Annotated in this window: 23 protein-coding genes; all 23 read left to right on the top strand. The window is 29.7% G+C overall.

Annotated elements, in window-relative coordinates:
- Positions 1–77 precede the first annotated feature (77 nt).
- The 23 genes from ACX6CF_RS10915 to ACX6CF_RS11025 all read left to right on the top strand — a co-directional run bounded on the left by ACX6CF_RS10915 (position 78) and on the right by ACX6CF_RS11025 (position 22,053).
- A complete protein-coding gene (locus tag ACX6CF_RS10915; RefSeq protein ID WP_458785358.1) occupies positions 78–692 on the top strand; it encodes a hypothetical protein in 615 nt (204 codons plus the stop codon).
- Positions 693–694: 2 nt separating this feature from the next.
- Complete coding sequence (locus tag ACX6CF_RS10920; RefSeq protein WP_458785359.1) at positions 695–1,480, top strand: SpoIIIAH-like family protein; 786 nt, start codon at positions 695–697, stop codon at positions 1,478–1,480.
- A 179-nt stretch (positions 1,481–1,659) separates the two neighbouring features.
- On the top strand, positions 1,660–2,034 hold the full coding sequence (locus ACX6CF_RS10925) for an Asp23/Gls24 family envelope stress response protein (RefSeq protein ID WP_458785360.1): 375 nt from the start codon (positions 1,660–1,662) through the stop codon (positions 2,032–2,034).
- Positions 2,035–2,204: 170 nt separating this feature from the next.
- Entirely contained in the window at positions 2,205–2,600 is a 396-nt protein-coding gene (gene nusB / locus ACX6CF_RS10930; RefSeq protein ID WP_458785361.1) for a transcription antitermination factor NusB, read from the top strand.
- A gap of 20 nt (positions 2,601–2,620) precedes the next feature.
- On the top strand, positions 2,621–3,841 hold the full coding sequence (gene xseA / locus ACX6CF_RS10935) for an exodeoxyribonuclease VII large subunit (protein ID WP_458785362.1): 1,221 nt from the start codon (positions 2,621–2,623) through the stop codon (positions 3,839–3,841).
- Complete coding sequence (xseB, locus tag ACX6CF_RS10940; protein ID WP_458785449.1) at positions 3,816–4,025, top strand: exodeoxyribonuclease VII small subunit; 210 nt, start codon at positions 3,816–3,818, stop codon at positions 4,023–4,025. The genes xseA and xseB overlap by 26 nt, the downstream gene beginning before the upstream one ends.
- 41 nt (positions 4,026–4,066) lie before the next feature.
- Positions 4,067–4,963 carry a polyprenyl synthetase family protein gene (locus ACX6CF_RS10945; protein WP_458785363.1) on the top strand — a complete coding sequence of 299 codons (897 nt, stop codon included), beginning with the start codon at positions 4,067–4,069 and terminating at the stop codon, positions 4,961–4,963.
- A gap of 10 nt (positions 4,964–4,973) precedes the next feature.
- Positions 4,974–5,417 (top strand): divergent PAP2 family protein, encoded by a 444-nt coding sequence (locus tag ACX6CF_RS10950; RefSeq protein ID WP_458785364.1) that lies wholly within the window; start codon positions 4,974–4,976, stop codon positions 5,415–5,417.
- 762 nt (positions 5,418–6,179) lie between these two features.
- Entirely contained in the window at positions 6,180–6,767 is a 588-nt protein-coding gene (locus ACX6CF_RS10955; RefSeq protein ID WP_458785365.1) for a hypothetical protein, read from the top strand.
- 74 nt (positions 6,768–6,841) lie between these two features.
- The gene (gene dxs, locus ACX6CF_RS10960) at positions 6,842–8,710 is read left to right on the top strand and encodes a 1-deoxy-D-xylulose-5-phosphate synthase (protein ID WP_458785366.1); all 1,869 of its coding nucleotides are present in this window, start codon (positions 6,842–6,844) and stop codon (positions 8,708–8,710) included.
- Positions 8,711–8,756: 46 nt separating this feature from the next.
- Entirely contained in the window at positions 8,757–9,569 is an 813-nt protein-coding gene (locus ACX6CF_RS10965; RefSeq protein ID WP_458785367.1) for a TlyA family RNA methyltransferase, read from the top strand.
- A 90-nt stretch (positions 9,570–9,659) separates the two neighbouring features.
- A complete protein-coding gene (locus ACX6CF_RS10970; protein WP_458785368.1) occupies positions 9,660–10,523 on the top strand; it encodes an NAD(+)/NADH kinase in 864 nt (287 codons plus the stop codon).
- Between the two features lie 79 nt (positions 10,524–10,602).
- Positions 10,603–11,061, top strand: coding sequence for an arginine repressor (gene argR / locus ACX6CF_RS10975; RefSeq protein ID WP_458785369.1), 459 nt, complete (start codon positions 10,603–10,605; stop codon positions 11,059–11,061).
- A gap of 55 nt (positions 11,062–11,116) precedes the next feature.
- A complete protein-coding gene (gene recN / locus ACX6CF_RS10980) occupies positions 11,117–12,808 on the top strand; it encodes a DNA repair protein RecN (RefSeq protein ID WP_458785370.1) in 1,692 nt (563 codons plus the stop codon).
- A gap of 301 nt (positions 12,809–13,109) precedes the next feature.
- The gene (gene spoIVB / locus ACX6CF_RS10985) at positions 13,110–14,393 is read left to right on the top strand and encodes a SpoIVB peptidase (RefSeq protein ID WP_458785371.1); all 1,284 of its coding nucleotides are present in this window, start codon (positions 13,110–13,112) and stop codon (positions 14,391–14,393) included.
- Positions 14,394–14,631: 238 nt separating this feature from the next.
- Entirely contained in the window at positions 14,632–15,387 is a 756-nt protein-coding gene (spo0A, locus tag ACX6CF_RS10990; protein WP_458785450.1) for a sporulation transcription factor Spo0A, read from the top strand.
- A 299-nt stretch (positions 15,388–15,686) separates the two neighbouring features.
- Positions 15,687–15,833, top strand: a complete 147-nt coding sequence (locus ACX6CF_RS10995) for a hypothetical protein (protein ID WP_458785372.1) — start codon at positions 15,687–15,689, stop codon at positions 15,831–15,833.
- Between the two features lie 135 nt (positions 15,834–15,968).
- Positions 15,969–16,535, top strand: a complete 567-nt coding sequence (locus tag ACX6CF_RS11000) for a TetR/AcrR family transcriptional regulator (protein WP_458785373.1) — start codon at positions 15,969–15,971, stop codon at positions 16,533–16,535.
- A gap of 296 nt (positions 16,536–16,831) precedes the next feature.
- A complete protein-coding gene (locus tag ACX6CF_RS11005; RefSeq protein ID WP_458785374.1) occupies positions 16,832–18,202 on the top strand; it encodes a radical SAM protein in 1,371 nt (456 codons plus the stop codon).
- A gap of 135 nt (positions 18,203–18,337) precedes the next feature.
- On the top strand, positions 18,338–19,042 hold the full coding sequence (locus ACX6CF_RS11010; RefSeq protein WP_458785375.1) for a TVP38/TMEM64 family protein: 705 nt from the start codon (positions 18,338–18,340) through the stop codon (positions 19,040–19,042).
- Positions 19,043–19,288: 246 nt separating this feature from the next.
- Complete coding sequence (locus tag ACX6CF_RS11015; protein ID WP_458785376.1) at positions 19,289–20,380, top strand: GGDEF domain-containing protein; 1,092 nt, start codon at positions 19,289–19,291, stop codon at positions 20,378–20,380.
- Between the two features lie 251 nt (positions 20,381–20,631).
- A complete protein-coding gene (locus ACX6CF_RS11020) occupies positions 20,632–21,072 on the top strand; it encodes a hypothetical protein (RefSeq protein ID WP_458785377.1) in 441 nt (146 codons plus the stop codon).
- Between the two features lie 27 nt (positions 21,073–21,099).
- On the top strand, positions 21,100–22,053 hold the full coding sequence (locus ACX6CF_RS11025) for a hypothetical protein (RefSeq protein WP_458785378.1): 954 nt from the start codon (positions 21,100–21,102) through the stop codon (positions 22,051–22,053).
- The last annotated feature ends 46 nt before the right edge of the window (positions 22,054–22,099 follow it).

The following is a 22,099-nucleotide window of genomic DNA, read 5'->3' on the forward strand; positions in this document are numbered from 1 at the left end:
ATCAAATACATAAATAAATGCACAAAAGAAAATTGAAAGGAGAAAGTGCCGAGTACATTGATTTATGTGCTTGATGCATGTTTGCAAAAATGAAATTGGATTTTTTTACAAAAGGGAATAAGAGTGAAAAGGATAAAAAAAGAATAAGCTTTCTCTTCATTATGTTTTTGACAGGACTATTGCTTCTAATGGTTTCCAAGAATTTTATAAAACAAGGTAATAATGCAAAGGTAGATAATAGTATCATAGCACCTAATACATATAAAGCGAGTGATCCTCAAACATATGAGGAAAAACTTGAAAAAAGGCTTGAGAAGGAATTTGCCAATATTGATGGTGTGGGTAAAATTGAAGTAATAATTATGCTAAAAACAAGCGGTGAAATAGTCATAAATAAAGATATCCCAAATTCAAAAACACAATCTGATGAAGTAGATAGTGAAGGTGGAACAAGACAAAATATTCAAACAGATTCTAGAGAAGCCACTGTACTTATTAATAACTCCGATGGTTCTACTAAACCAATCATATTAAAAGAACTTGAACCAGAGATTAGTGGCGTTGTAATAATAGCTGAAGGCGGTGATGATATACTTGTTAAAAAAAACTTAATTAATGCGGCTAAAGTATTATTAGACGTTCCTATGCATAAAATAGAAGTAATGAAAATGGTTCAAAATAAGGGGGAATAATTATGCAAACTTTTAAAAAGAATCAAATTATAATTACTGCTTTGGTTATTATGATTGCGATAGCAGGATATCTTAGTTTTACAAAGGATGGTACTCCTATACAAGAAGTAGCAAATAATCAGAGTGAAGAACAAAAGGAAGATAATATTACAACACCAACAGCGCTGGTACCTAATAGTGATAATGCGAATACGGATATAAAAGTTGACGAAAATGCAGATGATGTATCAAAACAAGAACCATCAAAAGATAATGTGGCTCAACCAGAGCAAAAACAACCAGAAGGAGAAAATAAATCAACAGAACCAGCTTCAACTGCTCCAGAAAATAAAGTGGATAAGAAGGAAGAAGTAAAAGAAACTTCTTCAGAAGAAAATGATAATAATGTAGGAGAAGCTGTTTTAACAAGTGGTAATACAATACAGGCAGGTTATTTCTTACAAGCTAAAATTGATAGAGAACAAGATTATTCAAAATTAAAAGAAGGATATCTATCAGTTATTGATAACCAGAATCTAAAAGATGAAAATAAAGTAGAAGCAGTTAAAGAAATGATTGATCTTCAAGATAGAATTGAAAAAGAAGCTGCTGCAGAATCAATATTAGAGGCTAAAGGATTTAAAGATGTCTTTGTTAGAATGATTGATGATAAAGTAGATGTTGTTATAAATGCAAAAGAATTATCTCAAGCAGATCTTGCAAAAGTAGAAGATGTTGTAAGAAGACAAACAGGAGTCAATGCAGAAAATATTGTGATTACATTATTGGATGTTACCAAATCACAATAAATAAATATAAAATTAGGCTTTTATGTAAAGAATACTATTACATAGAAGCCTAAAATTATAGAAAAAATAATTTGCAAAAGCTATGAGATTTGTTATAATTAACCTAGAAATGGTTTTATTAAAATAGCATGAATGAATTCATATAATAAAATAATAGCTGAGATAGGAGGATTTATTAAATGGATAGACAAACCGTTAAAATACATGAAAAGGATAAAGTCGGAGAAGTCCATATTGCTGATGAAGTTATAGCAATAATAGCTGGATTAGCTGCTACTGAAGTAGAAGGAGTAGCTGGTATGGTAGGTAATTTTACTGGCGATTTAGTTGAAATGCTTGGTAAAAAGAATTTGGCAAAAGGTGTTTTAGTTGATGTTGGAGAAAAAGATGTTTCACTAGAACTGTCTCTAATTGTTGATTTTGGAAGTAGTATTCCTGAAGTAACTAACAGTGTTCAAGAAAAAGTAAAGAATGCTGTTGAGACTATGACAGGGCTTGATGTTGATGAAATTAACATAAGAGTAGCTGGTGTTAACGTTGAAAAAAGCAATTAGATGTAGTTTATAACTTGAAAAATAGGCTATAACCTTAATTTTTTTAATATTTGCTTGTACAATTAACTAAATATAGTATAATAAAGATACCCTTAGATATTTATATTTAAGGGTATTAAAATGTAATGAAAATATTTATTCAATATATATTTAATCCCAGGAGGTACATTATGAATAGAAGGATCATGAGAGAGCATATTTTTAAACTAATATTTGCCATGGAATTTAATGAAGAAGAAAGATTTACTGATAGAGTAGAGGTATACATTAATGAGTTAGAAACAAGTGATACTGCAAAGGAATATATAAAAGATAAAGCTATATCTATATATGAAAAATTAGAGACTATAGATGAAATGATTAACGGGTGTGCTGAGAATTGGTCCATAAGTAGAATGTCCAAAGTGGATGTAAGTATACTTAGAGTAGCTATTTTCGAAATAAAATTTGACGAAGAGATACCTACTAATGTAGCAATAAATGAGGCAGTTGAGATTGCTAAAAAGTATGGTGGAGACCATTCATCATCTTTTGTAAACGGAATACTTGCTAAAGTTGTGAACTAAAACCATAAGAGGGGATATTAATGAAAAAAAGCATTTTTTCAGTATCACAGGTTAATGCCTATATTAAGAAAATATTTGTAAATGATTATGTTATAAATGATATTTGGATAAAAGGTGAGATTTCCAATTGTAAAATACATCGTTCAGGACACGTTTATTTTACTTTGAAGGATAATAATAGTGCAATGTCCTGTGTTGTATTTAAGAACTATCGTGACTTTGTAGAATGTGAATTAAGAGATGGAATTAACATTACTGCTAGAGGTTATATTTCTGTATATGAAAGAGCAGGAACATTTCAACTTTATGTACAGCAAATAAAATCAGATGGTATGGGAGAATTGTATAAGAAATTCGAGATATTAAAAGAAGATCTCCAAAGAAAAGGATATTTTGACTTGGATAATAAGAAGTTAATTCCTAGATACCCAAGAAAAGTAGGTATAGTAACTTCTGATACAGGAGCGGCTGTTCGTGATATTATCAATGTATCAAAACGACGAAACCCGTATATAGGTCTTGTATTATATCCTTCCCTCGTACAAGGAGAGGGAGCGGCAAGTAATATTGTAAGAGGAATTGAATATCTAGATGGTATTGCAGATGTTGACGTTATTATTATTGGTAGAGGTGGAGGTTCTATAGAGGATCTCTGGTGTTTTAACGAAGAAATAGTTGCAAAAGCTATCTATGAAGCTGATACCCCCATAATATCAGCAGTTGGTCATGAAACAGATTTTACAATATCAGATTTTACATCTGACCTTAGAGCACCAACCCCTTCATCTGCCGCTGAACTTGCTATTCCAGCTTTTGATGAAATAGACAGCATATTAGAAAAATATAATTACAAGTTGACAAACAGCATAAATCAGAAGATTGAATCCTGTATAAAGGCTATTGAACTTAATAAGGTTAAGCTTGATTTTAATAGTCCTTCGATGAGAGTATTAAAGGAAAGACAATACCTGGCAGAACTTGAAGACAGATTAAATAGAAGAATAAAGGAATTGATTAATAATAATAAAAACTATGTTAGTTTACTACAAAACAAATTAAGTGTATTATCTCCTGTAACTAATTTAGAAAAAGGTTATTCTTATATAGAAAATGTGGATGGTCAGGTGAAAAGTATAACTGATGTTAATATGGGAGAGACTCTATTAATACAATTACATGATGGAAAAGTAGAGGCTCAGGTTAAAAAGATTGAAAGTGGAAAGTGGGGTAGCTATGAGTAATAAATTAACTTTTCAAGAAAACTTAGATAGTTTGGAGAAAATAGTTGAACAACTAGAGTCAGGAGAAACAACTCTTGAAGAAAGCCTTGAGTTATACAAACGAGGTATGTTGTTTTTAAAAGAATGTAATAATAAAATAGATAAAACCCAAAAAGAAATAGAAATCGTACAAGATGAAAACTAAAGATTGTGTAATGTTATTTACGGAAGGAAATGAACAGAATAATGAATTGTAGTAAGGAACTAAATGAAAAACAGAAAACAGTAAAAGAAATTTTATTAAAATATATGCCAGAAAGCACTTCATTATATGACCAAGTAGTTTATAATGCAATGAAGTATAGTCTAATGGCAAAAGGTAAGAGAATACGTCCTGTATTAATGTTAGAAGCATATAAAATATGTGGCGGTAATGATATAAGAGAGATAGAGCCTTTTATGGCAGCAATGGAAATGATTCATACATATTCCTTGATTCATGATGATTTACCTGCCATGGATAATGATGATTATAGAAGAGGTATTTTAACTTGCCATAAAAAATATGGTGAAGATATTGCTATTCTAGCGGGAGATGCTCTTCTTAATAGTGCATATGAAATAATGATTGATGCTTGTATGAAAGAAAATAAATCCAAGTCTAAGCAAAAATTGACAGCTTGTAAAGAGATAGGAAAAGCTGCTGGAGTAAAAGGAATGATAGGCGGACAAGTAGTGGATGTTATCCAAAGTGAAATTACTATGGATGTAATAAACTATATTCATATCCATAAAACTTCTGCTATAATAGAAGCGTCATTGACTGCGGGTGCAATACTTGCTAATGCTAGTGGGCAAAAAGTAGAAACTTTTAGAAAAATTGGCAGATGCATTGGATTAGCATTCCAGATTCAAGATGATATACTTGATATTGTTAGTACAACAGAAGAACTAGGAAAACAAGTTGGTAGTGATAATAAGAATGGCAAAAATACTTATGTCACTATAAAAGAGATAGATGAATCAAGACAGATAGTGAATGAATTAATTGAAAAAGCATTAGATAGTTTGAATAGTTTTGAAAGTAACGATAAAGAATTTTTAGAAGAATTTATTTTATATCTGAGAAACAGAAAAAAATGAGGTGTATTTGGTGGAAAACTTTTATACTATTACAGAGAATAGAGTTTTATTAGCTGCAGTTGTTGCTTGGTTTGTTTCACAGGGTATTAAATTTTTTACTTGTCTAATTAAAACAAAGAAAATTAGAATGGATAGAATTATGGGCTCTGGGGGTATGCCTAGTTCACATACAGCCTCTGTGATGGCAGCCACTTTTTCAGTTGGGGAAATCTTAGGATATGGGAATCCTATATTCGGAGGATTGATGATAATATCTTTTATTGTTATGTATGATGCTGCTGGAGTTAGAATGGCGGCAGGAAAACAAGCAAGAGCAATTAACAATATAGTTGAAGCCTTGGGAACTTATAGAGTAAAGATTGACGGGCAGTTAAAGGAATTGCTTGGACATACATATATGGAAGTATTAGTTGGAGCTGCTCTAGGTGTTGTTATAGCCCTTTTGATCAATTAAATTATACCTATTGTGTAAAAAATGTTAATATAAAATATAAATATGTAAATTTGTTAATTAATGATACTTGATTTATTTTGAAATATGATATATTATTGGATATACTAAAGATGCGGTATCCTAGTTGGTATCACTAATCTCGAAGACGGGCCTAAAAATCCGTAAAAGGGCATATCGATGAAGTTCCTGGTGTTGGCTGGTGACGCCCAGTCGCGGGCTTATGCTGGGAGTTAAGACATAAGGGCGATCCACAATGGCATGTGGGCGTGGACCCTTTTGTCGTGGAGACCTGCGTATGTGGAAACTGTTAGATACAGCTATCTACGGCGCGGGAGTAAACCTGTCATGCGGCGAAAGCTGTGGACAGAGTAGCCTGCCTTGCGTGGAATAAAGGGAATAGTAAATTAAGAGCAAAACTTTTGGCCAAAAGTTGAGCAGATATTGTTACTTGAAACTTTTTTTCGCTAAAGAGGCTAGGGATTAAATGATATCGCTGAGGAAAACTCCTAGGCTGTTCATTTTTATGAAGCTCATTTAGGATTACAGTGTGGTTGTAAGGTGATCTAGCGCTACTTATGGTGACATAGTAGGAATTAATTTAATGGGGAACCACTTTTTTGGCGACAAGAAAGTATTAATTCGGGAAAACCTGCTGGACTATAAGCCGCAAAATTTACTAAATTTGCTATCTTTAGTATTAATTCATGTTAATATTTAATTACATAAAAAGATTTTATTGAATACAAATCGAGGTAAAATAATTTGAGTAAAAATAAAGCTAAAGTAAAGTTTAGAAGTTTATATACCCATAAAAAAATAAATACTTTATGGATTTTGATAATAACCATCATTACATTTATAACAGCCATAATACTTGGATATATTTCACTAGTACTTATGGATAAGGTAAGCCTATATGGTGCTATTTTTATTGTATTATTAATAGTGTTGTTAGGTGTATTTTTTGATTTGCTAGGTATTGCGGTTACTGCAGCAGAAGAAACGCCGTTTCATTCTATGGCTGCTAGCAAGGTAAGAGGATCAAAAGAGAGTATAACTATTATTAGGAATGCTGGAGCTGTAGCTAACTTCTTTAATGATGTAATAGGAGATATATCGGGGATTATATCAGGACTTGCTACTGGAGTCATTGTTATCAAATTAATATCTAAATTTGAGATACAAAATACTATTATAAATGTACTTCTTACTGGAATGATTGCTGCAATTACAGTAGGGGGGAAAGCTATAGGTAAAGAAATTGCACTAAGGCACTCTAACTTAATAGTTTATAAATTAGGTGTAATCTATAGTTTGGTCAGGAAACAAAATAAGAACAATAAATCATAAGGTATATATATTGAACTTATATATATTAGAAAATTAGTTGTATTTTAAAAGATAAGTAAAGGTGTTGAAAAAAAGTGAATGAAATATTAGATGGGATTAATGGTCCTAGTGATATTAAAGCTTTGGAAATTGACCAACTGAATCTACTAGCAAAAGAACTTAGAGAATATTTAATAAAAGTGGTAAGTAATACTGGTGGACATCTAAGTTCTAATCTAGGAGTCGTAGAACTAACATTAGCTCTGCATTATTGCTTTAATTCACCATACGATAAGTTGGTATGGGATGTAGGTCATCAGACGTATATTCATAAGATGATTACTGGTAGAAAAGAAGAAATAAAGACTGTTAGAAAATTTCATGGGCTAAGTGGATTCCCTAAAAGAGCAGAAAGTGAGCATGATGTATTTGAAACAGGACATAGCTCAACATCTATATCAGCGGCTCTTGGTTTTGCAAAAGCTAGAGAATTATTGAATGAAAATAATTATGTAGTACCTATAATAGGCGATGGTTCTATGACAGGAGGAATGGCTTTTGAAGCATTAAACAATGCTGGAAGACTTGATTCTAATTTTATTGTGATACTTAATGATAATCAAATGTCCATTTCAAGAAATGTAGGTGGATTATCGTCTTATTTAGATACAATAAGAACAGGTACAGTATATAAAGAAATGAAAGAAGAAGTTGAAAAAGCTCTCACTAAAATTCCTAAAATAGGTAAGGAAGTTGTTAAGGTAATTAGAGATGTCAAATCTGGTATTAAACAGTTGGTCATACCTGGAATGCTATTTGAAGAATTAGGATTTACTTATCTAGGTCCAATAGATGGACATAACATATCTGCACTAATTAAAACATTCAATCAAGCTAAAAGACTAAATGAACCAGTACTCATACATGTTAATACAATAAAAGGTAAGGGATTTAAGCCAGCAGAATTGAACCCTACCAAATATCATGGAACCAATCCATTTTACATTAAAAATGGTAGACCCAAGAGCGTATCCTGTACAGACACTTACTCTAGAGTACTTGGTGATACATTGATAGATTTACTTAATGATAAGAAAAAGTTGGTGGCTATATCTGCTGCAATGCCTGAAGGTACAGGACTAGACAAATTCGCAAGAAAATTTCCTGATAAATTTATAGATGTTGGAATAGCAGAACAACATGCTGTAACTTATGCAGCTGGATTGGCTGCTAGCGGAATTAAACCTGTAGTGGCATTATATTCATCATTCTTACAGAGAGCTTATGATCAGATATTACATGATGTATGTATGCAACGTCTTCCTGTAATATTCGCAATTGATAGAGCTGGTTTGGTAGGTAAGGATGGAGAAACACATCAAGGTATATTTGATATATCATTTTTGAGCCATATGCCTAATATGACAGTGATGACACCAAAAAATAAAAGTGAATTACAATCAATGATAAAGTTTGCAGTAGACTATGACGGACCAGTAGCGATTAGATATCCTAAGGGAAAAGCTTCTCAGGAATTAGAGGAATATGATGAAGATATAATCTATGGGAAGAGCGAAATGATTAAAGCAGGTAGTGAAGTAGCCATTATCGGTGTTGGTACCTTGACACAAACAGCATACAATGTCTCAGCTTTGCTAGAAGAAAAGGATATTAAATGTTCATTAATTAATGCTAGGTTTGTAAAACCTATTGATAAGGAATTAATTGAAGAGATTGCCAGAAACCATGATTATATATTTACTATAGAAGAAAATGTTATTTCTGGTGGTTATGGAAATAATGTTGTAAAATATATATCTGATACACAAATTAATACAAGAGTCGTATGTATAGGTATAGAAGACAATTTTGTACAGCACGGAACAAGAGATGAATTAATAAAATTATGTAAGTTAGACGAAGAAAGTATATATAATAGAATTATGACATACATCAATAAATAATATATATACTGATAATTTGTTTTTAACGGAAGGAATGTATATAATTATGGTACAAAAAGAAAGACTTGATATATTACTTTTTAATAAGGGTCTTGCTGATTCAAGAGAAAAAGCAAAATCAATTATTATGACTGGAAATGTTTTTGTTAATAATCAAAGGGAAGATAAACCAGGTACTAAATTTGATATTAAGTCGGATATAATTGTTAAAAAAAATCCTAATCCATATGTAAGCCGTGGTGGATTAAAACTAGCCAAAGCAGTAAAAGAATTCGGTTTGACACTTGAAAACAAAATATGTGCAGATGTTGGGGCTTCAACTGGAGGATTTACAGATTGTATGCTTCAAAGTGGTGCAAAAAAAGTATATGCCATAGATGTTGGTTATGGACAGTTTGCTTGGAAGTTAAGACAAGATGAACGAGTTGTCTGTATGGAAAAAACAAACGTTAGATACGTTACAAAAGATATGTTACAAGATGAAGTGGATTTTGTTTCTATTGATGTTTCTTTTATATCTTTAACCAAGGTATTAGAGCCTGTTAAAAAATTGATGAGTACTAATAGTGAAATGGTTTGTCTTATAAAACCTCAATTTGAAGCAGGTAGAGAAAAAGTTGGTAAAAAAGGTGTTGTAAGAGATAGTGCTGTTCACGAAGAGGTTATCATAAAAATTATGAAATATGTTTTATCAATAAATTTCTTTATAAAAGATGTGAGTTTTTCGCCAATAAAAGGTCCGGAGGGAAATATTGAATATTTGCTTTACTTGACTACAAAAGAGCAACCATCAATAAATGATGAAGAAATTAACAATATTGTGAAAACAATAGTTGATAAAGCTCACGAAAAATTATAAAATATAAATGTGCCATTATTTAGGGAACGTATACTGGATTTTATAAAAATAGTATAATAAGTGTTACCTTAATTACAGAAGGATGGTTTTATGAATAAATTTGTAATAATACCTAATCTAACCAAGGATAAAAAACTAGAGACAACAAAGTTAATTGTTGATTGGTTAGAAAAAAATGATTGTAAAATATATTTACCTGCTGATGTAGCTAATTGTATTAATAAAGAGCAATATAGCTTATCAGAAGATGAGATGTATACTGATGCTGATTGTGCTATTGTATTAGGAGGAGATGGCACCATTCTTAATGCAGCACGAAATCTAGTTAAATATGATTTACCTATACTTGGTGTAAATCTAGGTAATCTAGGTTTTTTAGCAGAGGTAGAAAAAAAAGATGCATTGAGTACTCTATCAAAAATCATTAAAGGTGATTATTATATCCAAAAGAGAATGATGTTGGATGTAAAAAGATTAATTAATGATAAAGAAGATTTAATAGGAGTTGCATTAAATGACATTGTAATAGCTAGAACGTCTATATCTAGAATGATGAAATACAGTATTTATGTTAATGATGGACATGTTAATAACTATTCTGCAGATGGAATAATTGTTTCTACACCTACTGGTTCTACAGCTTATAATTTGTCTGCTGGAGGTCCTATATTGGACCCTAAGAATGAAATGATGGTTATAACACCTATATGCCCTCACACATTGATGTCAAGAAGTATTGTGCTTTCTAATAATGATGTGGTTAAAATATCACTAGAAAATAACAGGAAGAGTTGGAATGACGATACTATGATTACTATTGATGGTCAAGAAAGTTTTAAAGTAGATCAAAAAGATAAAATCATTATATCAAACTCTTACAGAAGTGCTAAACTAATTACATGTAATAAAAACGGATTTTATACAATTCTAAGAAAAAAACTAGGTAATTGCTAGTTTAGACAGCTATTATAGATTCATCTTATATTTATAGGGAAGGGTATTCCTAATTATTATTAAACTAGGAGGAGAATAGATGAAAATTGAACGTCAAACTAAAATTCTTCAATTAATTAATCAATATGATATTGAGACTCAGGAAGATTTAGCAGGTAAACTTATTGAGGAAGGGTTTATAGTAACCCAAGCAACTATATCAAGAGATATCAGAGAATTAAGATTAACTAAGATTGCTACATCAGATGGAAAGCAAAAGTATGTTGTATTAAAAAATAAAGAAACCAAATTGAATGAAAAATTTATTAGAGTATTTAAGGATGGTTTCTCATCTATGGATCGTGCAGGTAACATTATTGTCCTAAAGACACTAGTTGGTATGGCTATGGCTGTAGCTGCGGCTATTGATGCACTTAATTTTGACGATATAGTTGGTTGTATAGCTGGTGATGACACTATTTTCTGTGCTGTAAGAACAGAAAATGATGCTATTAGAATTATGGAGAAAATGAATAAATTGGTCAACAATAATATATAGATTCAATCAGGCATGATGCCATTAAACTAACTTTCTGTCAAGGGAGGAAATTGATATGTTAATACATCTTCATGTGAAAAATTTTGCTCTAATTGATGAAATCAACGTTGATTTTGATGATAACTTGAATATACTAACTGGTGAAACAGGGGCAGGAAAATCTATTATCATTGGTTCTATTAATGCTGTCCTTGGTGGAAAAGTAAGCAAGGATATGATAAGAACAGGCTGTGATAGTGCTTTGATTGAGCTACTATTTTTTGTTGATAACACTATTGTTTTAAATAAATTGCATGAATACGATATTAACATGGATAATAGCAAGGAACTCTTAATTACTAGAAAAATTAATATTAATGGTAGAAGTGTTTTTAGAATGAATGGACAAGTTGTAACTACATCCATCGTAAAAGTTATTTCTACAAAACTTATTGATATTCATGGACAGCATGAGCATCAATCTCTGTTGAATAAGAAGAATTATTTATCAATACTAGATACTTTTTGCGGTGGGGATGTTCTTGATTTAAAAGAAAAATTAAGAGGAAAATATAACCATTACGTGGAATTGGATGGTAAAATTGATCATTTTATGCTGGATGAACAAACTAGAAAAAAAGAAATATCTTTTTTGGAATACGAAATAAATGAGATAACCTCAGCTAATCTAATAATTGGCGAAGATATAAAGCTGAAAGAAGAGTATTTACTGCTTTCAAATGGCAAAAAAATAATTGAATCAATGTCAGAAGTATATACTTATATTAATGGAGATAGTAATAATACAGCTGGTGCAGTAGATCAAGTAGGTGAAGCAGTAAGATTACTATCTGGGATAATGACTTTAGATAAAAACATCTTGAATATGCAACAACAAATTTCAAGTATTGAAATTATGATAAGTGATCTCAATAGAGATATTAATGATTATATAAGTAATTTTGAACTAGATGAAACAAGATATATAGAAATTGAAAATAGAATTGATATAATTAATAATTTAAAAATGAAATATGGAAATACTATAGAAGAAATACTACAGTACAAAGAAGAGAAAGATAAACATTTAGAAGAATTAATAAATTATGAAGAGCATATAAATAAAGTTAATAGTGAGATCAATAAATTGAAAAAGGAAATCGAAGTTTATTGTACTGGCTTAACCAAAATTAGAAAAGAAAAAGCAAAGTATATTAGTAGAATGATTCTAGATGCACTAAGGCACATTAATCTAATAAATACTAATTTTATGATAGAAGTTAATAATTCTAATAAATTTAATGCATATGGATGGGATGAAATAGAATTCTTGATCTCCACTAATGTAGGAGAACCTTTAAAATCATTAAGTAAGGTTGCATCAGGTGGAGAGTTATCAAGAATTATGTTAGCTATCAAATCTGTACTAGCTAATAGTGATGAAATTGAAACATTAATTTTTGATGAAATCGATACTGGTATCAGTGGAAAAACAGCTGGTTTGGTTGCAGAAAAATTGGTTGAGATTTCAAAACAACATCAAGTTATATGTATTACCCATTTGGCGCAAATTGCTGCCATGGGAGATGCTCACTTTATTATTCAAAAGAAAGTAAAAGACAATGTTACACATACTTTAATAAACAAATTAAATAAGGATAAATCAATTAATGAGTTAGCAAGATTACTTGGTGGTGTTAAAATAACTGAAGCTGTTATTGCGAATGCTAAGGAAATGAAAAATTTTGCTAAGGAAATAAAAAAATAAATTAATATGAATTAATTATATAGACTCATAAGAATCCATTCAACATTATACAGATTATAATTAAATTACATAATAATGCATATCCTAATCAAGAATTTTAATTCTTGATTTTTTTATGCAAGGTAAATCATATTTTTTAGTAAAAACATAGAGAAATTCTGGTTTGTTTGGATAGTTAATAATTTCATATATTGATTCTATTTGCTAGCATAATAAAATTTGCGTAAGGGAATTTTAATAGTACATAAATAATGAGGAATATTAAAAATCCCAAAAGAAATAGTAAATAGGATGTGAAAAGATGAGAAGCAAAGGATACAGATTTAGAATTTTTCTATTTTTTAGTCTATTAATCATTTTAGTAATTAATGTTGGATCAAATCTACTTATAAACAGGTATTTACCAGGTGAAATAAAAATTTTAGTTAATGAAGAACGAGACTTCCTATTTAATGTTCCATTAGATGCTAAAATAAATGGAAATTTAGAAGGCGTTGTAATGGTTAATAGGGAACCTGTCAAAGATAATCTTGTACTTAATCTACAAAAATCTTTTACAATTAAACCTAAAAAAACAGGTATCATTGATGTAGAACTAAAATTATTTGGTATATTGCCTATAAAAAGAGTAAAAGTTGATGTAATAGATAAAAAAAGAGTCGTACCAGTAGGTAAAACCATAGGTGTTACTGTATATACAGATGGAATCTTAGTCCTTGGAACTGGTTTAGTATATGGTGAAGATGGAAAAAAGTATAATCCTGCAAAAGGCAAACTGTATACAGGTGATTATATCAAGGCAGTAAATGGAAAAGAAATATCAAGAAAAAAAGAATTAATAGAAATTGTGAAGGAAAATAAGGGAGAACCGATAAAATTAGAAGTTACAAGAAATAATGAAAAACAAAAAATTGACATAACCCCTGTCAAAACTATAGAAAATAATGAATATAAAATTGGAATTTGGGTCAGAGATGATACTCAAGGAATTGGAACCATGACTTATATAGATTTAGATAAAAAAACTTTCGGGGCATTAGGACATGGTATAACAGATGTTGACACAAAGCAATTGATAGAAATTGAGACTGGTGAAGTAGTAAATACAATGATTACAACAATAAAAAAAGGGGAAAATGGTGTCCCAGGAGAGATATCTGGAATCATTGTTGGTGGCGAAGGAAATTGCTTGGGAGAAATAAAAAAGAATACATCACACGGTATATTTGGAGAAACATCTAATGAAGGAATCGACCAAGTTCTAGAAGATGATATAGTTCCAATAGGTTTTAGATATGATGTGCATGAAGGAAAAGCCTTCATAAGAAGTGATGTTAGCGGTAAATTAAAGGATTATGAGATAATGATTAAAAAAATATATTTAGGTGATGAATCTAATAAAGGAATGATAATTGAGGTTGTTGATGAAGAGTTGATAAAAAAAACTAATGGAATTATTCAAGGAATGAGTGGAAGTCCTATTATCCAGGATGATAAATTGATAGGCGCAGTTACTCATGTGTTTGTTCAAGATTCTAAAAAAGGATATGGTGTTTTTATAGAAAATATGCTAATTGAAGAATAATATATAGAGAGAATATGTATTAGGTGTATGTCGAATCTTGCGAATATTATTTATTGAATTAATATATAGATAGTATTATAATTATAACATGTCATATGGTAACGTATTCTCTATATAAATGAATAAACAGGATATCATAAGATAATAAATTGGAACGTAATATCGTTTCAGGGAAGAGAAGGGGGAAAAAAGGTTGAGCGATACAATCAAAGTCTTGCTTTCAGATGATAGTGTTAAAATGTGTACTATTCTATCTGAATATTTAAACCAGAAAGAGGATATCACTGTAGTTGGAGTTGCTAATAATGGAGAAGATGCATGTAAACAAATTAAGGAAAAAGAACCTGATGTTGTTTTACTTGACATTATTATGCCACAACTAGACGGGCTAGGAGTATTAGAGAGAATGTACGAAGATAAGGACATTAAAAAAATTCCCATGTTTATAATGTTAACAGCAGTGGGACAAGAAAAAATAACATCTAGTGCACTTAATCTTGGAGCGGAATATTATATAATGAAACCTTTTGATAATGAGACAATAGTTAAAAGAATAAGACAATTAAGAGGTAAAATGCAGATAATTAAACGTGATAGAAGAAATGATTTTGTTCATGAAACAGAAAAAGGTTATTCAGCAAGAAGTCTAGAGGCTGAAGTAACCAATATAATTCATGAAATAGGAGTACCCGCACATATAAAAGGTTATCAATACCTTAGAGAGGCAATAATAATGGCTATTAACGATATGGACATACTTAATTCTATAACCAAATTATTATATCCATCTATAGCAAAGAAATTCAATACAACACCTAGCAGAGTTGAGAGGGCTATCAGACATGCAATAGAAGTAGCATGGGGAAGAGGAAAAATGGATACCATTGATAAATTATTTGGATACACAATAAATCATGGTAAAGGCAAACCAACTAATTCCGAATTCATAGCTTTAATAGCGGACAAGCTAAGATTAGAGCTTAGAGTAGGATAAAAAATTTATAATAATGAATATAATTTATATTTATGGATAAAATATTATTGTGAAGTTAGTGATTCATTTCACTAACTTTACGCTGACTTATAAGTGAGGTGTTAGAGCCAATGTACATTTAATTGATGTTATTTAACGTAACTGTTTTAGATGTAATGGGTTATATCGGCATTTATAAGTAATAAAGCTAGTAATCGTAATAGGTTACTAGCTTTACTTATAGGAAAGTACTACTTTTAAAGCATATGAAATAGAAGTAGTATTGTAACTGACAATACTAAAAAACATGGAGGGCTATAATGGCAAAAGAAAAAGTAAAAGATAAAAATGGAACTCTTGGTGGGTTATCAAAAAGTCATAATAATAATAGGAGTGTAAATGGTAAGATTAAAAACTCTAAAGATACAACAAGTCGCAATGCAGATAATTTAAATCATAAAGCATAAAAATTAAATAATTATTTCAATAATTTTAGTAATTTATATTGACACTAGTGACTATAATAGTATATAATTATTTTAGTCATTAGTGTCCGTAATAATTATTTGCATTATTTTTAGGTCAAAGAAAGGGAAATGATTATGCCTAAAATAGTCGATACAGAAGCTATAAGAACTCTAATAATAAAAAAAGCATTTGATATTTTTGTGAAAAAAGGTTATTACAAATCAAGTATGATTGATATTACCAAAAGTTGTAATATGAAGAGAACAACAATTTATCATTATTTTAAAAATAAGGATGAGATATTTGAACATACTGTATTATATGTTATAGGAACTCTTGAAAGAGATATCATAGATATATCTAAGGATGAAGAGATGACTTTAATTAAAAAAATAAAATATCTAACTAATAAATGGGATAATGAATTTAATAATAATAATATTTTACTACTTCTAATTGAAATGTGGTTTGCCCTAATGAGAGAAGAAGGAGAAATGTTTGATAGAATTAAAAAAAGAATCGCTGAAATGAATAAGTCCATTAATAATATTGTTGTAGAAAAAGCAAAATATATGGTTAATTCTAAGAGAGATAAAAAACAATTGATTGAATACTCGATGATCATGTCTATATTGAATCAAGTATCACTAGAAAAAGGATTTTTGAGTGAAAGTATACTATCAGTTATATCATCTTTTTAAATACTCAACGAGTTTTGTAATAATTTATACAAGTATTATATATATTAGTGTAGAGTTAATAATATTACATAGATAAATGTTGTTAAAAGGGAGTAGCTTCAAAGTTATAAAGTCAACAACCGCGGTATATTATACCTGGCTTTATAGTCCTTAATGGAAAGCAAGACTTTTATGACAAAATGCAGACGAAAAAATTTGCAGTTGTCATAAAAGTCTTTTTAAATTATAGAAGATGATTTGCAGATTTAACTTCATAAATATGCAATTATCTCATAAAATTAAAGGAGGTCATTTTTATGAAATCACCAAAATCATTTTTAAGTAAGGTTGCAATAAAAGAAGGAATAAAATATTTAGAAAAAGATCCTGTAGCTAATTTTCCAAAACTTATTGATTGGGCTGGTAAAATTCCAATGTTACCAAGCCAAAGGCATCAATATGAGGCTGTTATTGATATGTGGCAAGATAAAGATTGTATATGGCATGATTTTATAGAAAGAATATTGACTAGGATTCATCCTAACATTAGAAAGACACTTTTAATGAACTTTACTATTAATGCTGGAATAGAAGGACTTAAACTTTTGAACGAAAATAAAGAAAAATATGATTGTAACATACCATGGGCAATATTAATGGATCCTACATCTGCATGTAATCTAAAATGTATCGGTTGCTGGGCAGCAGAGTATAAGAAAAATGATTCATTAGACTATGATACATTAAGTAATATAGTTAAACAAGGTAAAGAATTAGGTACACATATGTATATTTACTCTGGTGGAGAACCTATGGTTAGAAGAGATGATATAATCAAGCTTGCAAGAGAACATAATGATTGTGTATTCTTGGCATTCACTAATGGTACTCTTTTTGACGAAGAATATGCAAAACAACTTCAAGAGGTTGGTAATGTTACATTTGCGATAAGTATTGAAGGTTATGAAGAGCAAACAGATATGAGAAGAGGAAAAGGTACATATAAAAAAGTTATTAAGGGAATGGATATTTTGAGGGAACATGGAATTCCTTTCGGTTTTTCTACTTGTTATCATAATAAAAATGAAGAGATAGTATCTTCAGAAGAATACATGGATTTTATGATTGAAAAAGGTTGCTATTTTGGATGGATATTCACATATATGCCATTAGGAAAAGATGCTGTATTAGATCTCTTAGCAACACCTGAACAGAGGAAAGATATGTACTATAAAGTACGTGAATATAGAAAAACAAAACCCATTTTTACTATGGATTTCTGGAATGATGGAGAATATGTTGATGGATGTATCGCTGGAGGAAGAAATTATCTTCATATCAATGCAAATGGGGATGTTGAACCTTGTGCATTCATTCATTATTCAAATGCTAATATAAAAGAAGTAAGCCTATTAGAAGCACTTAAGCAACCTTTATTCAAACAATATAAGAGACATCAACCTTTTAACGATAATATGCTTAGACCTTGTCCACTACTTGATAACCCAGAGATGCTTAAAAAAATGGTACATGATTCAGGTGCTCTTTCTACACAACCAATGGATAGAGAAGATGTAGATGAACTTACTAACAAAACTAAAGAAGTTGCCGAAAAGTGGGCACCAGTAGCAGAAGAACTTTGGCAAGAATCTCATGGATGCATTAATTGCAAAGTTGCCAATCAATAATTTAATACAAAACAAATAAATGTTATATAATACCTCACAATAAATAATAGTTAAATATATATCCAGTAAGTAAAGTATCTATATTTACAGTGACTAGTTAATGGATGTTTCAAATCATTTTAGGAGGAAGATACTTTGGAACGAGACAGGCGAATTAATTTGATTTTACTTATTTTAAAATTATTTTCCGTTTTTTACATAGTGCTTATTGCGGCTATAGTAAGTTATTATTGGGGGAAAATTACGCCAGAAGATATATTTAACTATGTTCCTGATAATTATTTTTTAGCTGCACTTACTATTATTGGAATGTTTTTAATAAAATCATTTAGTGTAGTAATACCTTTGATGGCTCTTTATATTAGTTCAGGAATGATATTTCCACCTTTGTGGGGTATTATCGTAAATCTAGTTGGATTGTTTATTAGTTTATCTATACCTTATTTGTTAGGTAGATTTTGCGGAAAAGATTTGTTGGATAGATTATCAGTAAGATATAAAAACATAGAAAAGTTAAAGACGATGAAAACTAAGAACGAATGGTTTTTACCTTATATTCTGAGAATGATAGGTATTCTACCTGGAGATATAGTTAGTATGTCATTAGGAGCTATGAGTATTAACTATAAAAAATATATTGTGGGTTCAATAGTTGGCTTATTGCCTAGGATGGTAGCAGCTACATGTTTTGGTTCAACTTTAACAGAACCTACTTCGCCTGTGTTCATAGTAGCATGTGTTATTACAATTGCTTTAACGGGAGGATCACTGTTATTACACAAGAAGTTTATTGAAAAAGAAAATAAAAGAAATAATTCTGAAATAATAGTAAGAGGATGATTAATAAAAGGAGTAAAGCTTAATGAAATATTAATTAAGGTTACTCTTTTTTATTAATTTAATAGACTGCAATATATTTTCAGCTCAGGTTCTTTTACCTAATAATTACAAAATAACTAAATTAAGTATAAAAATTCTCTTTATGATAATTAATAATTATGTTAATATTAAAAGTAACGAGTTACTAATGAAATAATATATTCCAAACATCTTTTGAGGCAAGTAACGAGTACTGGGGGAATATAGATGCAAGATAATTTTTATTATAGTGAAGAAAAGCTATTATTTGATAATGAAGTAAAAGTAAACTATCGTATAGCAAAAGTTTTATTTTATTTTGCTATAATAGTTATTCCGTTAGTAATAGTTTTACAATTACTTGGAGTATTTATATATTATATGGTAGATGCAATAATGGCAATGGTGACTGCTTTTATTCTATTGATTATGCCTAGAATACTGACCATAGTACATGTTCATAAAAAAAAGTGGTTCAAGTATTTACTATTGTTTCTAGTGGTGATGATGTTACCTATGATATATATAGAATATGATTATATGGTATTGATTCTATGGATATTTCCATTATTGATAAGCTGTATGTATTTTTCTAATAAACTAAATACTATTACAGTAATCTTAGATGTGGTTGTGTTAGGATTAACAAGTTACTACAGATCTTATCAAAGATTGCAAAATAACTTGATATCACAACGTATTGGAGGATTGTTCAAAGATTTTATTATCAGTTATACTACTTATGCAATGTTAGTTATAATATCATATGTCATAATATATTTATTAACCAATAAAACAAATGAATTACTACATGATGCAATAAAAAAGAAGGAATTTGAGATACTATCAATTACGGATTCAATGACTGGAATATATAATTATAGATATTTAATGAAAGAATTAGAAAAAAATGAGCAATTGTTCCATAAAGAAAATACTCCTTTTGCAGCAATACTATTTGATGTTGACAATTTTAAAAGTATTAATGATACATATGGTCATGTTGAAGGGGATTGTGCTTTGCAGGAGATAGTCAAATGTTTACAGAAAATAGTAAGAGAAGATGATGTTATAGGTAGGTACGGTGGTGAAGAATTCATGGTCATACTATCAAATACTTCAGTGAATGAAGCATATATGATAGCTGAAAAATGTAGACAAGAAGTTGCTGGATTGAAGATAAAGCCTCTTGAAAAAAGCATATCAATTAGTGGCGGTGTTGCTGAATATACTGGAGAAAACATAAAAGATTATATTAGATGTATGGATGAAAAGATGTATAATGCTAAAAGTAATGGACGAAATATTATAATAGCTTAGAATTCTATGAGGCTTAGGTGAATATCAAACAATGTAAGATACTAATGATATATTATTTCATTAGTATCTTATATTTTTATAGGAAAGTATTACTTTTAACATATGAAATTAAACCAACCAAATATAAAAAGATAATAAATTGTTAACCTTAGCAATTAATGGTATAATGTTATAGGTTATATATGTCTACTCAAGTAATAAAATTATTAATTAATATACTAGAATGATAAATATTCATATAGGAGAAAAAGATGAAGTTAAATAAGAAATTATTAAATATACCAATTGTTTTAATGATAGTTATTGCAGTTCTTTGCTTATTGAATGTTCCATCTAGGATTAATATGCTGAACGGAATTTCAGGAGCAGAAAAGATAGGGATTATTACTATAACATATAATGAAAAAGAACAAAAACATGAAAATGGTGAAGAGGTTTTGGTTACAAAAAAACAGAAGCTATTTAAGATTATCAATACAATAAATAATGGTAAAATCGATACAGAGATTACACCAAAAAGACCCCAAGCTAATTATGAATTGAAATTTTATAAGGATGGTAAAACCATTAAAGCATATTATTGGCAGAATCAAAAATATAATATGCACGTTGAAGGGGTTGAGGGTGAAATAGCTGTTGATAATAAGTTGGAACAAGTTATAAAAAATATGATTCAAGAAAATAGTAATTGAGTTAGTTTGTTACGGAGGGAAGTATAAATGAAAAAGACAACTACAATAATTAGTTTAGTATTTGTTTTTATGTTAATGACATCAACTGTTTTTGCTGAAGATATACAAAATAGTTTTGAAGAAAATGAGGATGTCTATGTTAAATTGAGTGAGCCTATTCTTTCAAAAGCACGTCAATATGTAGATGGACTTATGAATTCTTCTTTTGATCATGTATTTGCGCATTCTAATGAAGGATTTATGCTGTGTTTATATGAAGCTCTTTATGAAGATTCAGATAAATATTTAAATGAAGGCAAAGTTGTTAGTAGTGATGGTGAACAGATTCCATTTTTGGATACACATCAAGAGAGAATGCTTAGGATTGATAGGTTAGTTAAAGATGGTTATATAATGGAAGATGAGCTTACGGTAGAAATAGATAGAAAAGTAATAGCTTCAATACTGTATCGTATCTATAAAGATAAAATACCATTTAAAGGTTCTGTTGATTATCCGGATACAGAAGATATAGCTGTTAGATGGGCAGGTGAAGTTGGATTACCAACATTCGCAGTTAATACAGGAGTGAAGATTAATCCTGAGGGTTCTATTAAGAGTGATGAGAATTATACCCTTTTATACTATCCAAATGATTATTTGAAAATCATTACCTATGCGTACTTAATGTTTCCGAATCCTTATTCTGGTAATTATGTGGATTTAGAATTCATTAAGGAAGATGTTAAGGATATAAAAGATGAAAAAGTTAAGGAATTAATTACTCTTACAAGGAAAGAAGTAATGAAACCTAGATTAGGAGATTTTCGACGTGATGTGTTGAATAATGAGAATATGGGAACTATAGTTTTTTCTTATCAAAAAACTAAGTCACATGAAACTCTCAAGGAAATATATCAAATTTTGAAGGGCAATTTTAATTTATTTGAATATCAAGACAACATTGGTTACATAAGATATAAATTTAGTGTAAGTAAATAATTTAGATATCTTATGAAAAATTGTTCTTAGTACCTATTTATAAATT

Source organism: Vallitalea sediminicola (assembly GCF_054408565.1).

Excerpts from the sequence above, each read along its gene's own strand:
- ACX6CF_RS10915 (WP_458785358.1), top strand. The coding sequence starts at position 78 with ATGTTTGCAAAAATGAAATTGGATTTTTTTACAAAAGGGAATAAGAGT.
- ACX6CF_RS10920 (WP_458785359.1), top strand. The coding sequence starts at position 695 with ATGCAAACTTTTAAAAAGAATCAAATTATAATTACTGCTTTGGTTATT.
- ACX6CF_RS10925 (WP_458785360.1), top strand. The coding sequence starts at position 1,660 with ATGGATAGACAAACCGTTAAAATACATGAAAAGGATAAAGTCGGAGAA.
- nusB (WP_458785361.1), top strand. The coding sequence starts at position 2,205 with ATGAATAGAAGGATCATGAGAGAGCATATTTTTAAACTAATATTTGCC.
- xseA (WP_458785362.1), top strand. The coding sequence starts at position 2,621 with ATGAAAAAAAGCATTTTTTCAGTATCACAGGTTAATGCCTATATTAAG.
- ACX6CF_RS10945 (WP_458785363.1), top strand. The coding sequence starts at position 4,067 with ATGAATTGTAGTAAGGAACTAAATGAAAAACAGAAAACAGTAAAAGAA.
- ACX6CF_RS10965 (WP_458785367.1), top strand. The coding sequence starts at position 8,757 with ATGGTACAAAAAGAAAGACTTGATATATTACTTTTTAATAAGGGTCTT.
- ACX6CF_RS10970 (WP_458785368.1), top strand. The coding sequence starts at position 9,660 with ATGAATAAATTTGTAATAATACCTAATCTAACCAAGGATAAAAAACTA.
- argR (WP_458785369.1), top strand. The coding sequence starts at position 10,603 with ATGAAAATTGAACGTCAAACTAAAATTCTTCAATTAATTAATCAATAT.
- recN (WP_458785370.1), top strand. The coding sequence starts at position 11,117 with ATGTTAATACATCTTCATGTGAAAAATTTTGCTCTAATTGATGAAATC.
- spoIVB (WP_458785371.1), top strand. The coding sequence starts at position 13,110 with ATGAGAAGCAAAGGATACAGATTTAGAATTTTTCTATTTTTTAGTCTA.
- spo0A (WP_458785450.1), top strand. The coding sequence starts at position 14,632 with ATGTGTACTATTCTATCTGAATATTTAAACCAGAAAGAGGATATCACT.
- ACX6CF_RS10995 (WP_458785372.1), top strand. The coding sequence starts at position 15,687 with ATGGCAAAAGAAAAAGTAAAAGATAAAAATGGAACTCTTGGTGGGTTA.
- ACX6CF_RS11000 (WP_458785373.1), top strand. The coding sequence starts at position 15,969 with ATGCCTAAAATAGTCGATACAGAAGCTATAAGAACTCTAATAATAAAA.
- ACX6CF_RS11005 (WP_458785374.1), top strand. The coding sequence starts at position 16,832 with ATGAAATCACCAAAATCATTTTTAAGTAAGGTTGCAATAAAAGAAGGA.
- ACX6CF_RS11015 (WP_458785376.1), top strand. The coding sequence starts at position 19,289 with ATGCAAGATAATTTTTATTATAGTGAAGAAAAGCTATTATTTGATAAT.
- ACX6CF_RS11020 (WP_458785377.1), top strand. The coding sequence starts at position 20,632 with ATGAAGTTAAATAAGAAATTATTAAATATACCAATTGTTTTAATGATA.
- ACX6CF_RS11025 (WP_458785378.1), top strand. The coding sequence starts at position 21,100 with ATGAAAAAGACAACTACAATAATTAGTTTAGTATTTGTTTTTATGTTA.